The following is a 15,481-nucleotide window of genomic DNA, read 5'->3' on the forward strand; positions in this document are numbered from 1 at the left end:
TCATTGACAACTATGAGGCTAGGATGGTAATTCACATGAAAAAAGGCATTGTTTTTATTCTTGCACTTCTTCTTGCAGCCTGCTCTGCTGGGTATTATTTACTTGGGCCCCAGCCGATTACCCTCAAGGGCAGCACCGCAGCAGATACCGACAGCTATGTTTCGGCCAAGATGCAGGAGCTCGGCATACCGGGGATGGCGCTGGGCATTGTAAACGGTGGCAACACCTACCTAAAGGGCTACGGAAGGGCAGATTCAGCGGGAAAGCCCGTTACCCCCTCCACCCCGTTTATGCTGGGCTCCACCACCAAATCCATTACCGCCGCCGCTGTGATGCAGCTTGCGGAGCAGGGCAAAATCAATCTGGATGAGAGGGTAACCGCTTACCTGCCCGATTTCAGGTTTAAGGATGCACAAAGCTCTGCCCTTATTACCGTACGCCAGCTGCTCAACCAAACCAGCGGTATTGCGGGCCAGGCCGGGCACAGTGATTATTGGAACGACAAGAGCACCTCACGGGATTTTGTTTTCGCACTTGCAAACGAATCTCTTCTATCGGCCCCGGGCAAGCGCTTTGAGTATGCCGAGGCAAATTATGTAATCTTAGGCGAGATCATTGCGGCGGTATCCGGCCAGAGCTATGAAAGCTACATCCGAGAGCACCTGTTTAACCCGCTTGCTATGGCGCACAGCTACACCAATCGGGCCGATGCCGAACAGGGTTCTCTTTCCGCGGGCCATATCACCTGGTTCGGGCTGCCGGTGCAAACCAAGCTTCCCTACCCCAGGCAATATGTATCGGCTTCCTCCCTGTTCTCCTGTGCGGAGGATTTAACCCATTACATCCGCATGTATCTGCAGGATGGCAGCTATAACGGCAACGCGGTGCTTTCCGCAGAAAGCATAAAATCCATCGTCAATCCGGCAGTAACGCTTGAGCATCCTGCGGGGTATTCCTATGGCATGGGTTGGTTTGTTAAAGAAAACCTGATCATGCACGACGGGCGCCCCACCAACTACTACTCTATCCTGCTTATCAGCCGCGAAAAGGGTGCGGGCGTGGTGCTGCTGGCAAACGCCAACAACCGCCTGATTACCGCCGAATACCTGATGCCGATGGCTTATGAACTGATGAACGTTCAAACCGGCGAGCCCACACTGCCGCAGGGCATGAGCTTTGGCAGGATGTATGCCACTATCAACATATTGTTCTTATGGGTTGGCGTGTTGCTCGTCTTTCGAATCATACTTACCTTCACCTCTTGGCGCAAAAAGGTTTCGGGCATACCTACTCGGGCAGGGGTTGTAATAAAGGGCCTTTGGCCGGATATCCTAAGCCTTGCGCTCGTCGGCCTGCTGTTCGGGTACCTTCTAAACGCCTACGGGGTGCCCCTGCAGGTTGCCTACCTTGGCCAGCCAGATATCGTCTGCAGCCTGTTTGTCTTTCTGCTGCTGCCGGTTATAAATATAGTCTGTCGAGTTATGCTGATGCTCAACAGTCACAGGAAGGGCAGTATATAGTTTTGTCAGAGGCAGCTTTCCCGCTGCCTCTGCTATTTTTTTAGTGACGTCTACCCTATAATGTCCTATAATAGAGTTAAAACCAAAGAAGGAGGCACCCGCCATGCGCACACTCGGCTTTTTTGCCTGCCACCCGGCAACGCAGCTGTTGTATTTTGCGGCGGTGCTCACCCTTTCGCTGCTCTCGATGAACCCCGTCATCATTACAACCAGTATAGTTTTTGCATTGTGCGTCAATCTGTATTACTGCGGCAGGCAGGAGCTGGTGCTGATGCTGCGCGTCGCCCTGCCGCTGTTTGTCCTGATTACCCTTGCAAACCCGCTCATCAGCCACCGCGGCCGGATGGTGCTGTTTACGCTCTTTAACCGTTCCTTTACCCTCGAGGCGCTGCTCTACGGCGCGGTTTCCGGGCTGATGCTTGCGGCGGTGCTCTTGTGGTTCAACGCCTTTACCTTAGTGGTAAACAACGACCGCCTGCGCTTTCTGCTGGGAGGCGCGCTGCCCTCGGCCGCGCTGATTGTCACCATGACGCTGCGGCTCATCCCCCACCTTTTGCGCCGCCAGAGCGAGATTGACGGCGCCCTGTCGCTGCTCGAGCAGGACAAGCCCTTCGGGGGCGACAAAAAGCACAAACTCCGTATCACAATCCTCAAGGCTAAAAGGCTTTCTTCGGTGTTTACCATACTGCTTGCCGCCGCGCTGGAGGATTCGCTGGATACCGCACGCTCGATGAACGCGCGCGGCTACGGCACAGCAAGGCGAACGCAGTATACCCGCCACCGATTCAAGTTGCAGGATGCGGTGATTTGCGTGTTGCTTTCGTTACTTACCGTACTGTCAATTCTGTTGTATACCTTATGTAATGTCCGCTTCGCGTTCTATCCGGTGATGACACCGCTAACCTTTTCAGGCTATGAAGGGCTTTTCTACCTGCTCTTTGCCGGCTTAGCGGCGGTTCCCTTTATCTGTGACGGCTGGGAGGCTTTGCGTTGGAGATTTTAAGGCTTGACAGCTTCAGCTTTCGCTACCCCCATACACAACGCTGTGCGCTGAAGGATATCACCCTCTCGGCAGACGAGGGGGACTTTGTGCTGCTCTGCGGCGCCTCGGGCAGCGGGAAAAGCACCCTGCTTGAAAACCTTAAGCCCGAGCTGCGGCGTAACGGCGAGCGCACGGGTGAAATCACCTGCCTTGGCCGGCCGCTGCAGTCTTTATCCCGCATGGAATCGGCCTGCGATATCGGCTTTGTGATGCAGAACCTCGAGGCGCAGCTGGTGGCCGACACCGTGCGCGGCGAGCTGTGCTTCGGGCTGGAATCGCTCGGCTTTCCGCCCGAGGTCATCCGCCGCCGGGTGGCCGAGATGGCAAGCTACTTCGGCTTGGGCAAGCTGCTAAACCGCAGTGTGAACACCCTCTCGGGCGGCGAAAAGCAGCTGGTTAGCCTGGCCTCGGTGCTTTCGCTCTCGCCCAAGCTGCTGCTGCTCGACGAGCCCGCCTCGCAGCTCGACCCCGTTGCGGCAAGGGAGCTGTTCTCGATGCTCGCGCGCATCAACAGCGAGCTGGGCATTACCATATTGTTGGCCGAGCATCATACCGAGGAGCTTTTTACCCTCTGCAGCAAAGCGGTACTGCTCCACAACGGTCAGGTGTCCTTCTGCGGAGCCCCCCGCGAGGCCGCACGGTTTATCACCCAAAACCGCACGCTCTCGAGTGATGCTATACCGCCCCAAACGAAAGAATCCGGTTCAGCCTATGTGTTTACATCGCTGCTGCCCTCCGCAGCAAAGATTTTCCCCGATGAGCCGAGCCTTCCGCTTTCGGTGCGGGAGGGGCGCGCGCTGTTTAAGCAGAAAATAAGCGGCAGAACACCCCCCGCCCCCATGCCGGTAATACCGCCCACCGCGCCGCCCGCCGTATCGGTAACGGACGTGTATTTTGGCTACGGCAGCAAGGATACCCTGCTGTTTCATGACCTCTCGCTTACCCTGTATGAGGGCGAGCTCTCGGCAGTTATGGGGGCTAACGGCTCGGGTAAAAGCACGCTGCTCAAGCTGCTGTGCGGCCTGTTAAAGCCCAAGCGCGGTACCATCGAGCTGTTTGGAAAACGCGGCGCTAAACCTACGCTCGGCTATCTGCCGCAGAACCCCCGCCTGCTGTTTTTGGCCGACACGGTACAGCAGGATTTAACCGCCTGCGCCGAGAACCTAAGGCTTTTACACCCCGAGGAGCGTATACAATCCCTTTCGGAAGCATTGGGTATTTCAGATATTTTAAGCAGCCACCCCTACGACATCAGCGCGGGAGAGCTTCAGCGCGCCGCCCTTGCCAAGGTGCTGCTCTCCTCCCCCCGCCTGCTGCTGCTCGACGAACCCACCAAGGCGCTGGACCCCTTCGCAAAGTCAAAGCTCGCCGCCCTGCTGCGCGGTCTTGTGCAAAGCGGCGTTACTGTTCTTTTCGCAAGCCACGACACCGAGTTCTGCGCCAGCTACTGCGACCGCTGCGCCCTGCTGTTCGACGGCCAAACCGCCGCAACAGGCGCTCCCGCACAATTTTTCGGCGGAAATGTCTTTTACTCCACCGCCGCCGCGCGCATCGCGGCAGGCTTTTCGTACGATTCCGTCACCTGCGGGGAGGTGCGCAATCTTTGGATAAAGTAAACACCTCCCTTCGACGTGCGCTCATTCTTTTTGCAGCAGCCGCGGTACTAACCGCCGCGGTGCTCTACTCGGTGTTCCCGCAGGCGGTATCGCCGCAGCTATTGCCGCTTGCCGCGGTGCTGGTGCTGATTATCATCGGCTTTCTGTACTACGAGCTCACCCGTCCCTCTGCGCAGGAGTCCGCCGCCGTGGCGGTGCTGTGCGCGGCAGCGGTGGCTGGCCGGGTGCTGTTTGCGCCGCTGCCCAACTTCAAGCCGGTGGGTGCGGTGGTCATCATCGCAGGGGCGGTGTTCGGCGCGCCCGCGGGGTTTATCACGGGGGCGGTCAGCGCCCTGTGCTCTAACCTGCTGTTCGGGCAGGGCGCGTGGACACCGTGGCAGATGCTCGGCTTCGCCTTGGCGGGCGCTCTTTCGGGGGTGCTAAACCGCCGCGGCTGGCTGCTAAAGCGTACCCGCCTGTGCCTGTTCGGCGTTGCGATGGGCTACCTTTACGGTATCATCGTCGACGGCTTTTACCTCATCGGCTATGTAGAGCCCTCCCCCCAGGCGGTTTTTGCTGCACTGATGGGCGGGCTGCTGTTTAATACCATTCACGCCGCGGCAAACGGCTTCTTTTTGTTCTGCTTCGGCGAGGCATGGGCAAAAAAGCTTGTACGCATCCGCGATAAGGGCTGATATCTGCCTTGTTTTCGGTACGGTTTATCCTGCCTTCAGGCAGAAAAATTATTCGGGCAGTTTTTCACACGATAGTAAACCGTTATCGCCAGAAATATCATTCTTTTTAGGGTTTAAGGGTTTCGGGCAATACCGACGCGTTTTTGGTATGTCGCTTAATGACGGGCAGCAGCATACTATAGAACATAAGAGGCCGCAGAAAAGCGCCCGCGGCAGTGGCGGAGGATGCCGGATGTGCAAAGGCTCTGGGCGTTCAACTCTCCGCCGGCTTTTGCTGCGCCTGAAGCACCCGACGGATTGGCGGGCAAATATGCCCCCATCCCCGGTTTTTCAGCGCCGAGCGGTACCGTCCGCCCGCAGGGGAGCTGCCGTAAAAGCGCGTAAGCTGCACCTCTTTCATATAATGCCGCCGCCCGCGGCAATGGCCTTCCTATTTCCCAGGCTTTCTGGTAAACGAGTCGGCTTCGGCAAGGCGGCGGACGGCGGCAGTATGTACCTATCCCTTCCCTTTGCGGCATCAAAGGCAGGGAACCTTTGCACGCAGCCCACCTTTCAAAACGCAGGAACATAAACATCAACAAAAGAGCGGCTTTGTATTTGCCGCTCCTTTGTTTTTATCGGCAGGGGTACCCGTTGGAAGGAATCGCGCCCGCTGTACTACCACAACTGCATCATTACCCCTCAGCGGTCAAGGCCGGATGCTTTCTGCTAACAACCAATCACTACTCTCTAGCTGCTACTGGCCCATTCCCAACCACCTTTTGCATCGTAGCCGCATATTGCCGCAGATTGCTTTACGCGGGAGCAGGAGAGATGTTCGGGGGCTTATGCCCCCGAACGGGTACCCCCGTGTTGGGTGCCCCTGCCATTCTTCAGCGGAGGCTTGCAGGGGCGCGCATTGCGCGTCTGCGGTATTTTTTAATATCTCAGTTAAAATCTTGTGGGGGCAAAACCCCTGTATCTGCCCCAATAAAAGAGCTTTCGTCAATCTATCCAGCTTCTAGTGGTTCTTTTTGTAAAATTAAGAATATAATACTCAAAAGTTTACGGTAAATTCACTTATTTACGCTGTGTATTGTTGACGTTTTTTCACCCGTGGTTTAAAATAAAACAGTAATCGGCCTTTTTCGCCGGTTGGCCTGCCTATGGCCGTCTTTATTTTATGACTGTACTCTTATCTGCTAACTTACGCACCGGTTTTCACCTGTCTTCGGGCTTATTGCCGCAAGGCACACTGCCCAAGGTCAATAATCGTGGTACATAAGCGAGGATCTTTAATTGTATTTGACTATGGGCGGCCTGAAAACATCGCCAACCCTTCGTTTTCAGCGGCGCTTTTATGGAGGTGGATATTATCTTGCCGCACGAGATTAAAATTGCGCCGTCGGTTCTGGCCTGTGATTTCGCACATATCGCCGACGAGATTAAAAAGGTAGAGGCTGCGGGGGCAGACTGGATTCATCTTGACGTAATGGACGGGCATTTTGTGCCCAACATCACCTTTGGGCCGCCTGTGGTAAGCAGCCTGCGCAAGATTACCACACTGCCTTTTGACGTACACCTGATGCTTACCGACCCGCTCATGTATGCAAAAGCCTTTGCGCTTGCGGGTGCCGACAGCATCACCTTTCATATTGAATCGGTGGGCGACCCTCACGCCGCAATCGAGTATATCCGCTCGCTGGGGGTTAGGGTGGGCATCTCCATCAAGCCCCACACCCCGGCGGAGGCCTTGTTGCCCTACTTAAAAGAGCTTGACCTTGTTTTGGTTATGACGGTAGAGCCCGGCTTTGGCGGCCAGCGCTTTATGAGCGATATGCTGCCCAAGATCGAGATGCTGCGCAGCGGCATTACACGCCAGCGCCTTATCACCAACCTTCAGGTAGACGGCGGCATAGACGAGCACACCGCCTATCTGGTAAAGAAGTCGGGCGCTGATGTGCTGGTGGCGGGCAGCGCTATCTTTAGCCGCGAGGATTATAAAACCGCCATTGTCAGCCTTAAAAACGCATAAGCATCACAGGGTTTTTAAAACCTCCAGCGTGTTCTTTGAAAGCAGCAGTGAGCCGTGCTCATCCAGCACCGAGAGTGCGAGCAGCCCCCCGCCGCACAGTCTGCCAAACTCCGAAAGCCCGGGCGCCAAGCGTTCCGCACTTTTTGCCCCCAGCACAATCCGGTACTTCCCGTTATAGCTGTAAAGCGCCAGCAACGGCAGGCGCAGCGGGCAGGTTCTGGCCCATGCCGCGGCATCCGAGATACCGTCAAACTCATAGATTACCGGGGTGCTTTCGGCAAGTGAGGATTTCTTTTTACCCTCGCCAAACAAGCCGGCCTCCAGCTTGGTAAACAGCAGGGTGCAGCTGCCGTCACTGTTGGAAAACGCCTCTATATAAAGCTTGGCACCCGTAAAGTCAAAGCCGGTTTTCACCTTGGCAAACGACAAAATTTCTGAAATTGCACGCTTGCTGGAGGGGCTTTGGTAATCCAGCTCCTCATAGGTGAGGTTTAAGCGTTCCATATCCGAGGTTGTCAGCAGTATCTTAATCTTATCGCTGTTGATTGCCTTAATAATCACAAAAACCACCCTCCAACAGCTTTAATAAGTTATAACCAATACAGTATATGCTCAAAAGCCGTGGTTTGAACCGCCGCGGCACATCAATGCTTTTCTTTGGCAAACAACTTCTTTATAGGCTCGCTTCGGGGCCTGCCGACATTATTTTAAAATGAAAGGGCGTGGATCTTACATATGGCAAGCTGGTTATGCGGCGAAAACCTGTATCAGGCAAAGGAGCCCGCTTTTTCACGTGAGCAGAAGGAATTCCTAACCCCTTCTGTCCTTTATCTGCCCGAGTATGACGAGGCCGACGAGCCGCCCGCGAAGGTGCTTACGGCTGATGCGAGCTATCAGGGGAGCTACGAGTTTGAATATCCCCGGCTTTCCTGCACCACCTTTTTGCGCTATCGCCTTAAAGCGGATAAGCCGAAGCACGAAGGCGAGGATGCTCTTTCCTACTCCTTTACCGATGCCCCTAAAAAGAAGCATAAGCACGAACCTAGCCTTCTCAGCAACAGGCAGGATCCGCTTGCAATAGATCATATCGAGCCCGAAGAACTGCTGGGCTTTGCCGAAGCCGCGCAGATTATAGACGAAACCGACGGAAAGCCCTTAACCCAAAAGCTTGAGGTGCTGTTTGAGGGCGGCTTTAACGCGCTGGTTTGCGACGCTATCGACGAGCAGCCCTATGTATCCTCCAACATCAACACCCTGATGCATAAATCCGAGGAGGTATTGGGCGGGCTTTCGATGATTGCGAAGGCCGCAGGCATCTCCAATATCTTTGCGCTGTGCTACGCCGATATCGACGATGCCGAAACCGTTATCCCCCACAAGATGTTTACCATCCCCATCAAGCGTGTCTATGGGCGCTACCCCGTGCGCGACCGCGTAAAGAAGCTGCTCGCCAAAAACGGCAGATGCTATGTTTTCGGCACGCAGGCCCTCATGCACCTTTATCGTGCCGTTACCAAAAAGGCGGTACATAACACCACCATTATCACCGTTGCGGGCGACTGTGTGGGCAACCCGCGCAACCTGGAGGTTCGCGTCGGCACCACCGCCCGAGAGGTGCTTGAATTCTGCGGCCTTGTTAAGAACCCCTCCCGCGTGATTATGGGCGGCAGTATGCGTGGTGCCGCTATTACCGACCTCGACCTGCCGGTGCTCTACACCACCCGTGCCGTTTTGGCATTCGAAAGGCCTATCGAAAACGTGGTGCTCAGCTGCATCTCCTGCGGCCGCTGCATCGTCGACTGCCCGCGCGGTCTTGCACCGAACTATCTGTATAAGCAGTTTAACGCCCATAACCTCGATGCCCTCATCCAGCTTCGGGCCGACCGGTGCATCGAATGCGGCGTTTGTTCCTATATCTGCCCCGCAAACCTGGAGCTTCTCCATGTAGTTAAAAGGGCGAAAACACTTGTGCTGGAAGTGAAGGCACAGGAGGAGTAACCTGCCCTTAAAAGCGGGAATCCCTTCTTTCAGGCCACATCAATGTTGGAAAGGCAAGGTCATTTTATATGAATCTTCAACCTGCCAAGGCCCCACATATACGCTTTAAAGAGAGCGTACATACCTTGTTTACCGATGTCATCATCGCGCTGCTGCCGCTTTATGCCATGGCGTTTTTCTACTATGGCGGGCGCACACTGATTATGGCTCTTATCGCCGCAGCGGTATGCTATCTGCTCGATATCCTCTGCCGCAAGATGGCGGGTAAGGTTATTAAAATCAACGACTTCTCGGCCGTGATTACCGGCCTGCTGATACCGCTGATGCTGCCAGCCTCGGTGCCCTACTATGTGGTGGTTGCGGCCTGCGCGTTTGCAATTCTTATTGCCAAGCACCCGTTCGGCGGCCTTGGCTACAACCTGTTCAACCCTGCTGCCGCAGGCATCGCCTTTGCTACCGCCTGCTGGCCGAAGGAGGTATTCCGCTACCCCAAGCCGTTTGAGCAGATTCCGCTCATATTAAACAACCCGGTGGAGCTGTTCTCCTCCCCCGCAGCCGCTTTAAAGATTAACGGCGCCCCCTCCGGCGACCTGCTGCAGTTTTTCCTCGGCAATTCGCTCGGGCCGATGGGTGCTACGGCTATTCTGGTTATTTTAAGCTGCATGTTCTTTCTCATCTACCGCAGAACCATCTCGTGGCACATCCCCGTGTCGGCGCTGGCTGCGGCGGCTGTGTTTTCTTTGCTGTTCCCGCGCGTTTCCATCAGCCTGCTCAGCAGCACGGTGTACGAGCTGTTTGCGGGCACGCTGGTGTTCGGTGCGGCGTTTGTGGCAACCGATCCTGTTACCTCTCCGTCCTTCCCCATTGCCAAGATTATCTACGGCGCGGGAATCGGGCTGCTTACCATGCTGCTGCGCTGGTTCGGCGGCTTCGAGGAAGGCTTTATCTTTGCGCTGCTGATGATGAACACCCTTTCCTTTGCGCTGGACCGTCTTGCCATCTGGCTGCGGTTTGACTTAAACTCCGGCCGGGTACCCATAAGGCGGGTAAAGGCGGCGGCAAAGGGCTTTATGGCGCGCCGTGAGCACAAAAAGATCTATATCGATACCTCTGCCGAGCCCGTCACCGAGCCGGAACAGCAGCAGGACGAGGCTCAAAAGGAAGAGGCCACGGCACAATCGAAGGGAGGGCGGAACGTTTGAAAAACTTCGCGTTCAGATTATCTCCCGCCGGAAAAGGGGGGCTGTTAAATGGCTAAAAAGCGTAAAAACCGCTTTTTGATGAAGGTAAGGGAGTTCTGGTCGGCAAACCCCGTGCTGGTAAACGGCCTTACGCTTGCGCCGGTTGCGGTAGCCGCCATTTACCTTAAAAATGCGGTAGCCCTTTCGTTAACACTTGCGGTCATCACCATACCCACCCTGCTTGTGGCATCGCTTATTCGTCAGCGGCTGCCGCTTGCACACCGCATCCCCATCTATGCGGTTATCTCCGCCATCTGCTATGCGGGAGCCACCGCGCTGATAAAGCTTTGGCTGCCTGAAACTGTTGAAACGGTTGGCATCTACCTGCCATTAATGATTACCAACACCATCGTTGTAATGCGTGCCGAGGCCTTCGGTGTACGCAACAAAACCCGTTGGGTGCTTCTGGATGCCCTGGTTCAGGTTCTGGGCTACGCGTTTGTGATCTGTACAGTCGGTCTTGTTCGCGAGTATATCGGCAACGCCACCCTGTGGGGCAACCCGGTGGATAACGCGCTGCCCATCACCGGCATTGCGTTGCCGTTCGGCGGGCTTATTCTGCTCGGCCTGTTTGCGGCGTTGTACCAGTATATCAATAACCACGCGGCTCAGCGGCGTCTGAATGCGCATATCACAGTAAGCACCGGCGATGACGAGCCCGCTGCCGCTCAAACAATGGAGGTGACAGGCTGATGGAGCTGCTGGCACAATTCTTTTCCGCCTCTCTGCTGGCGATTTTTGTAGAAAACCTTGTGCTCTCGCGCGGTCTTGGCACCAGCACGGTGCTGTTCTCCGCCCGCGGGGCAAAGCCGATCTTTATGTTCGGCGGCCTGCTTACGCTCATGACCACGCTCTCTTCCATGGCGGCCTTCGGCGTAAACCTTCTGGTCGGTTCGTTATCCTTTAAGGCATATGTTCGGCCTCTTGCGTTCATCCTCGCGATGACTGCCATATACTATATAGTATATTTTACACTGGGCCGGTTTATGAAATCCGGCGGCGAATATATCCGCAGATACTTAGGCTATGCAACCTTTAACTGCGCGGTGCTCGGCTCCGCCTACCTTGTTATCAACGGAAAGTACGATATTATACAAACCCTTGGCTTCGGCATCGGCGCAGGCGTAGGCTTTACGCTGGCCTCGCTGCTCATCGCCGAGGGCAGGCGTCGGGTAGAGATGGCTGCGGTACCCAAGGCCTTTAAGGGCCTGCCCGTCACCCTGCTCTACATCGGTATCCTCTCTCTTGCCTTCTTCGGCTTTATCGGTCACCAGCTGCCGTTTTAATCCCCCGCAAAGGGTTGTTATTCTGGCTGCTTTAAATTTTAACGACTTTATATGACTTCTTTTGTAGAATGACACGCATTATAATAGGTATAGCCGGTTGTAAGATTATACCATTTATTTAACCCGGCAGCCTTACCATAAAGCCGCTGCCGCTTTAAAACCCTACCCACTCTGCGGCTATACCGGTTGAATCAGGTTTTTGCCAGGCAAAAATCGGAAAGGCGTGATAGCGTTGTCTGACTTTCCGGGCTTTAAGATAAAGCGCAACAAAAGAAAATACCTTACTAAAAAGCAGCGGAGGTTCGCGGTTGTTAAAACCGTTGCCTCGGTTTTAGGTTTCTGTGTGCTCTTCTTCTTCGGCTACAGCATCGCCGAGCCGGTGATGAGCTTTTTAAACGGGGATATGCGCAAGCGTGTAGACGCAGCCTATGCCTCCTCGCAAACAGCCTCTCAGGCGCCTTCCTCCCAACCGGAGGAGAGTAGCAGTGCTTCCCCTGCGCAGGGGCTTAGCTTCTCCGATATCCGCGCCGCATTTATGCCGCACGATGTATTTATCAACGATGATCGCTTCAATGAGTTTATCGCTCAGGCTGGCTCTGTCGGCATCAACACGGCGGTGATTGAGCTAAAGGATGAAAGCGGTATAATCTATTACCGCTCCTCGGTTTCTCAGGCAAACGAGATCGGTGCCGTTGTTGAGGACGCCCCGAATCTCAGCGACCGGATTGCTGCACTCTCTGCGTCGGGCATACAAACCATTGCGCGCATCAGCACCTTTGAAGACCCTCTTGCCGCACGAAAGATTAAAGGCGCCGCCGCCCGTTACAGCAAGGATGTAACCAGCATCTGGCTGGATAACTACGAAACCGAAGGCGGAAAGCCGTGGATTAGCCCCGAATCGGGTGAAGGCGTAGGCTATATCACATCTATCGTCGAAGAGCTTGCCAAGTCCGGCGCTTCGTATGTAATGGCCGACACCCTTCACTACCCCAAGGGCAAGGGCTTAAATCTTGCCTACTTCGGCCCCAAGAGCAGCGATTCCCGCCAGAATGTGCTTAACGGCGTAATCGCCGGGTTGGAATCCGCCCTTTCAAGCACTAAAGCCAAGCTGATTGTATCGTACAACGCACAGGATTACCTTACCAAGGATGCGCTTGTATACGGCGGTGCGCCGAGTGAGCTTAACGCCGCTATTATAGCGCCAAAAATTCTGCCCGAGAGTTTCCCGGAGAACATCACAATCGGTACCGTAACGATTTCCGGCCCCGCGCAGATGCCCTACCAGCTCACGCTGGCCTTTGCCGAAAGCTTTCAGGAGGATATCCCGCCCGAGACGCAGGTGCTGCCGTTTGTGTCCTATACCGACGAGGGTACCCAGGCCGAGCAGATCAAGGCTCTGAACGAGTGCTCCATCCCCCAGAGCATCCTGTATGCCGCTGACGGAAGATATTAAAGGCAACGAGGTTAACGACATGAAAAAGATTCTACAGGCTATCGGCATTATTACGATTGTTGCGGGTTTTTGTGCATTCGTTGCGGGAATCCTTTATAAGCTTGCAGATAAGCATTTTCAGCTCGGCTCATTACATTCGAGCGATGCCGCTTCTATCGGCATCATCGGCGGTGCTGACGGGCCAACCGCTGTTTATATCTCTAATAAGGAGACCCTATCCGTCTTTCTAACTGCCGCCATCAATCTTATTGTTTCGGCAGCTGCGCTGGTTCTGCGCCTGCGCAAGCGTCTGCGCCCCAAGAGATGAATCGTGCTTTCTATAATGCTTATATAAGCCTTTTACATTGTATAACAAAAAGCAGCTGCGCTTGTTCTAAAAGCACAGCTGCTTTTTTACTTACTTCCCTAGCAGGTGTTTCTTTCGTGAATTGTCATGTGCCCGATACGCTATAAGCAGCGGCATACAGGCCTGAAATAAAGCCCATGTGTCGCATTTTACTTATAACCTGCCATAATCTTAATAACCCTGTGAAGGCAGTACAGGCACCGTTACTCCCCGATGTAGGTAAACCTCTTCAGGATAACGCCGTCTCGTTCCACCGTATCATTCCACATGAAAGCCGGGCGAACCCATATGCCCCCCTCGCCGTAAAGCGCCTGATATACCACCATCGTCTCCAGCGTTTCAGAATGCTTTGCAAGATATAAAACCCTGTATTCGTTGCCCTTAAAATGGCGGTAACGGCCAAGCTTAATCTCGGTATCCATACAACCCTCCTGCAGTTAAATCTTACGGTATAAAGAAGGCAGGGTGCTTTACCCTGCCATATGTACTCTGTTTTTCTATTCTGCCTTTTTATAAAGTGGTGTTTTAACCTCAATCTGTGCCTGCTCCGCCCAATCAAGAAGCATGTTTACTCCGTTTCGGGTTATTGCAGAATCCTCTTTCAGAACATCTATATCCTGTTCTATACTCGTTAATCGCTCTTCAATTGACTGTGTGCGATTTTCAATATTAGATGTGCGCTCCTCAATTGATAATGTGCGTTCTTCTATATTAGATGCGCGCTCCTCAATTCTTAATGCGCGCTCTTCTATTTTAGACGCGCGCTCCTCAATTCTTAATGCGCGCTCCTCGATTTCTAGGGTACGCTCTTCGATTATAGATGTGCGCCCCTTAATTTCAGAAATATCCTTTTGCAGGGGTGCTAGCATGGCCTTCATGGCTAACAGCAGCTCTAGATCGTCCACAAATGCTATTCCCCTTCCATTTTTCTGTAACACCATTATACCTGTTTTCAGTATCATTGTCTAGTATATATTCACGCACAACAGTTGCTGGAATTACAACTAACCACAATAACGAGGCAGGGAAGTTATCCCTGCCCTTTTTGCTTCAATTATTGGATTCAAGTGCTAAATAAATACCCTGTCCTAGTAGCGATCCAAAGAAGATAATGATAATCCATAGCGTTTTGTTTAAGTACTTTGTTCTACTTTTTTTGGAAAGATTTATTAAGCAGTAAACCATAATGGCTATTTGAATTATAACAACGGCAGAAGTTAATATCCACTCCATTTTACTGGCTCCTTTAAATAATAGTATGGTTTCATAAATAATTATACTCGTGTTCTCTATTGTTGTCTAAAGGTAACTGATACCAAATAGGGGGATGAAAAAGAACAGTAATAATGTTTCTTTTCGTCCTATACAGGTCGGCAAGCGCCTGCCAGCAGCCCCTGCGGGTGCGGGGGTGAGAATTGGAAGTCGTTAAGAGGGTTTTCAACGATTTCGAGGAATAATAATAGTTAAAGCCTACCGCGATAACGCGATAGGCTTTATTCATTGTAGTGGTAATCGGCTGGCTGCTGTTTCCGCCATCCTGATTACAAAACAATAACCCGCACAAACATAACATCTGTGCGGGTTTTTGGAGCTGATGGCCCGATTCGAACGGGTGACCTCTTCCTTACCAAGGAAGTGCTCTGCCGACTGAGCTACATCAGCATATTTAAAATTGGCGACCTGAAGGGGGCTCGAACCCCTGACCTCTAGCGTGACAGGCTAGCGTTCTAACCAACTGAACTACCAGGCCTAATATGGCAGGGGCAGAAGGATTCGAACCCTCGGCACGTGGTTTTGGAGACCACTGCTCTACCAGCTGAGCTATACCCCTAAATGTTTGGTGGGCCTTCAGGGACTCGAACCCCGGACCAACCGGTTATGAGCCGGTGGCTCTAACCAACTGAGCTAAAGGCCCCTGTAATATATAACGCCGATAGTAATCCGGCTAAGTATTCAATTGGCTCCCCAAGTTGGACTCGAACCAACGACCCTGCGGTTAACAGCCGCATGCTCTACCGACTGAGCTATTGAGGAATATATAACCTCACAGGCTCGAAGTGGAATATAAGAAAGCCGGATGAGGGATGATTAAATTTGATTGATACCAACCCTTTGTAGAGTTGGTATCAGTCGTTTTGTGGAGCCGGCACCGACCTATCTTCCCGGGCAGCTTCCCGCCAAGTATTTTCGGCACTGATGAGCTTAACTTCTGTGTTCGGAATGGGAACAGGTGGGACCTCATCGTCATAAGCACCGGCTGAAGAGTGATGAAGGATAAACTTCTCAACCCA

At 53.5% G+C, this 15,481-nt stretch carries 16 protein-coding genes, 5 tRNA genes and 1 rRNA gene; 11 read left to right on the forward strand and 11 right to left on the reverse strand.

The annotated features are described in order from the left end of the window. The first annotated feature begins 35 nt into the window (after positions 1 to 35). The 4 genes from BLR50_RS04470 to BLR50_RS04485 all read left to right on the forward strand — a co-directional run bounded on the left by BLR50_RS04470 (position 36) and on the right by BLR50_RS04485 (position 4,852). Complete coding sequence (locus tag BLR50_RS04470; protein WP_162840318.1) at positions 36 to 1,520, forward strand: serine hydrolase domain-containing protein; 1,485 nt, start codon at positions 36 to 38, stop codon at positions 1,518 to 1,520. Between the two features lie 103 nt (positions 1,521 to 1,623). Beyond that, entirely contained in the window at positions 1,624 to 2,523 is a 900-nt protein-coding gene (locus BLR50_RS04475; RefSeq protein WP_092638995.1) for an energy-coupling factor transporter transmembrane component T, read from the forward strand. Further along, positions 2,511 to 4,178, forward strand: coding sequence for an ABC transporter ATP-binding protein (locus BLR50_RS04480; protein ID WP_092638997.1), 1,668 nt, complete (start codon positions 2,511 to 2,513; stop codon positions 4,176 to 4,178). The genes BLR50_RS04475 and BLR50_RS04480 overlap by 13 nt, the downstream gene beginning before the upstream one ends. Continuing rightward, the gene (locus BLR50_RS04485) at positions 4,166 to 4,852 is read left to right on the forward strand and encodes an ECF transporter S component (RefSeq protein ID WP_162840319.1); all 687 of its coding nucleotides are present in this window, start codon (positions 4,166 to 4,168) and stop codon (positions 4,850 to 4,852) included. The genes BLR50_RS04480 and BLR50_RS04485 overlap by 13 nt, the downstream gene beginning before the upstream one ends. 253 nt (positions 4,853 to 5,105) lie before the next feature. Here the strand turns inward: BLR50_RS04485 and BLR50_RS14415 are convergent, their stop codons facing one another. Continuing rightward, positions 5,106 to 5,252 carry a hypothetical protein gene (locus BLR50_RS14415; RefSeq protein ID WP_162840320.1) on the reverse strand — a complete coding sequence of 49 codons (147 nt, stop codon included), beginning with the start codon at positions 5,250 to 5,252 and terminating at the stop codon, positions 5,106 to 5,108. A gap of 939 nt (positions 5,253 to 6,191) precedes the next feature. Between BLR50_RS14415 and rpe the strand changes: the two genes are divergently transcribed. Next, complete coding sequence (gene rpe / locus BLR50_RS04490; protein ID WP_092638999.1) at positions 6,192 to 6,866, forward strand: ribulose-phosphate 3-epimerase; 675 nt, start codon at positions 6,192 to 6,194, stop codon at positions 6,864 to 6,866. A 3-nt stretch (positions 6,867 to 6,869) separates the two neighbouring features. On the opposite strand, the gene BLR50_RS04495 is transcribed toward rpe, so the two are convergent. After that, positions 6,870 to 7,427 (reverse strand): adaptor protein MecA, encoded by a 558-nt coding sequence (locus BLR50_RS04495; RefSeq protein WP_162840321.1) that lies wholly within the window; start codon positions 7,425 to 7,427, stop codon positions 6,870 to 6,872. Between the two features lie 174 nt (positions 7,428 to 7,601). Here BLR50_RS04495 and BLR50_RS04500 point away from each other — a divergent pair, with 174 nt between their 5' ends. From BLR50_RS04500 to BLR50_RS04525, 6 genes are all read left to right on the forward strand, one after another. Next, complete coding sequence (locus BLR50_RS04500) at positions 7,602 to 8,864, forward strand: 4Fe-4S dicluster domain-containing protein (protein WP_092639003.1); 1,263 nt, start codon at positions 7,602 to 7,604, stop codon at positions 8,862 to 8,864. 68 nt (positions 8,865 to 8,932) lie between these two features. Beyond that, positions 8,933 to 10,066, forward strand: a complete 1,134-nt coding sequence (locus tag BLR50_RS04505; protein ID WP_092639005.1) for an RnfABCDGE type electron transport complex subunit D — start codon at positions 8,933 to 8,935, stop codon at positions 10,064 to 10,066. Positions 10,067 to 10,114: 48 nt separating this feature from the next. After that, positions 10,115 to 10,798: an Rnf-Nqr domain containing protein gene (locus BLR50_RS04510; protein ID WP_092639007.1), complete on the forward strand. Its 684-nt coding sequence runs from the start codon at positions 10,115 to 10,117 to the stop codon at positions 10,796 to 10,798. Further along, positions 10,798 to 11,391 (forward strand): Rnf-Nqr domain containing protein, encoded by a 594-nt coding sequence (locus BLR50_RS04515; protein WP_092639009.1) that lies wholly within the window; start codon positions 10,798 to 10,800, stop codon positions 11,389 to 11,391. The genes BLR50_RS04510 and BLR50_RS04515 overlap by 1 nt, the downstream gene beginning before the upstream one ends. Before the next feature lie 232 nt (positions 11,392 to 11,623). Next, complete coding sequence (locus BLR50_RS04520) at positions 11,624 to 12,844, forward strand: putative glycoside hydrolase (RefSeq protein ID WP_092639011.1); 1,221 nt, start codon at positions 11,624 to 11,626, stop codon at positions 12,842 to 12,844. Then, the gene (locus BLR50_RS04525) at positions 12,822 to 13,151 is read left to right on the forward strand and encodes a sodium ion-translocating decarboxylase subunit beta (protein ID WP_092639013.1); all 330 of its coding nucleotides are present in this window, start codon (positions 12,822 to 12,824) and stop codon (positions 13,149 to 13,151) included. Before BLR50_RS04520 ends, BLR50_RS04525 begins: the two co-directional genes overlap by 23 nt. Positions 13,152 to 13,393: 242 nt before the next feature. Here the strand turns inward: BLR50_RS04525 and BLR50_RS04530 are convergent, their stop codons facing one another. From BLR50_RS04530 to rrf, 9 genes are all read right to left on the reverse strand, one after another. Next, positions 13,394 to 13,612, reverse strand: a complete 219-nt coding sequence (locus tag BLR50_RS04530) for a DUF1653 domain-containing protein (RefSeq protein WP_092639015.1) — start codon at positions 13,610 to 13,612, stop codon at positions 13,394 to 13,396. Positions 13,613 to 13,687: 75 nt separating this feature from the next. After that, complete coding sequence (locus BLR50_RS04535) at positions 13,688 to 14,095, reverse strand: Atg14 domain-containing protein (protein ID WP_092639017.1); 408 nt, start codon at positions 14,093 to 14,095, stop codon at positions 13,688 to 13,690. Between the two features lie 145 nt (positions 14,096 to 14,240). Continuing rightward, complete coding sequence (locus BLR50_RS14840; protein WP_092639019.1) at positions 14,241 to 14,423, reverse strand: PLDc N-terminal domain-containing protein; 183 nt, start codon at positions 14,421 to 14,423, stop codon at positions 14,241 to 14,243. A gap of 353 nt (positions 14,424 to 14,776) precedes the next feature. Continuing rightward, positions 14,777 to 14,852, reverse strand: a tRNA-Thr gene (locus BLR50_RS04545). A gap of 11 nt (positions 14,853 to 14,863) precedes the next feature. Then, positions 14,864 to 14,940 (reverse strand) — tRNA-Asp (locus tag BLR50_RS04550). Positions 14,941 to 14,945: 5 nt separating this feature from the next. Continuing rightward, positions 14,946 to 15,021: transfer RNA gene (locus tag BLR50_RS04555), tRNA-Trp, on the reverse strand. 7 nt (positions 15,022 to 15,028) lie between these two features. Beyond that, positions 15,029 to 15,105: transfer RNA gene (locus BLR50_RS04560), tRNA-Ile, on the reverse strand. Positions 15,106 to 15,148: 43 nt separating this feature from the next. Continuing rightward, a tRNA-Asn gene (locus BLR50_RS04565) sits at positions 15,149 to 15,224 on the reverse strand. 107 nt (positions 15,225 to 15,331) lie between these two features. Beyond that, positions 15,332 to 15,448, reverse strand: a 5S ribosomal RNA gene (rrf, locus tag BLR50_RS04570). Positions 15,449 to 15,481 lie beyond the last annotated feature (33 nt).

Source organism: Acetanaerobacterium elongatum (genome assembly GCF_900103835.1).
GTDB lineage: Bacteria > Bacillota > Clostridia > Oscillospirales > Ruminococcaceae > Acetanaerobacterium > Acetanaerobacterium elongatum.

Bases quoted from the DNA above. Each gene is read 5' to 3' on its own strand.
- BLR50_RS04470 (WP_162840318.1), top strand. From the start codon at position 36: ATGAAAAAAGGCATTGTTTTTATTCTTGCACTTCTTCTTGCAGCCTGC.
- BLR50_RS04475 (WP_092638995.1), top strand. From the start codon at position 1,624: ATGCGCACACTCGGCTTTTTTGCCTGCCACCCGGCAACGCAGCTGTTG.
- BLR50_RS14415 (WP_162840320.1), bottom strand. From the start codon at position 5,252: ATGAAAGAGGTGCAGCTTACGCGCTTTTACGGCAGCTCCCCTGCGGGC.
- rpe (WP_092638999.1), top strand. From the start codon at position 6,192: ATGGAGGTGGATATTATCTTGCCGCACGAGATTAAAATTGCGCCGTCG.
- BLR50_RS04500 (WP_092639003.1), top strand. From the start codon at position 7,602: ATGGCAAGCTGGTTATGCGGCGAAAACCTGTATCAGGCAAAGGAGCCC.
- BLR50_RS04505 (WP_092639005.1), top strand. From the start codon at position 8,933: ATGAATCTTCAACCTGCCAAGGCCCCACATATACGCTTTAAAGAGAGC.
- BLR50_RS04510 (WP_092639007.1), top strand. From the start codon at position 10,115: ATGGCTAAAAAGCGTAAAAACCGCTTTTTGATGAAGGTAAGGGAGTTC.
- BLR50_RS04515 (WP_092639009.1), top strand. From the start codon at position 10,798: ATGGAGCTGCTGGCACAATTCTTTTCCGCCTCTCTGCTGGCGATTTTT.
- BLR50_RS04525 (WP_092639013.1), top strand. From the start codon at position 12,822: ATGCCGCTGACGGAAGATATTAAAGGCAACGAGGTTAACGACATGAAA.
- BLR50_RS04530 (WP_092639015.1), bottom strand. From the start codon at position 13,612: ATGGATACCGAGATTAAGCTTGGCCGTTACCGCCATTTTAAGGGCAAC.
- BLR50_RS14840 (WP_092639019.1), bottom strand. From the start codon at position 14,423: ATGGAGTGGATATTAACTTCTGCCGTTGTTATAATTCAAATAGCCATT.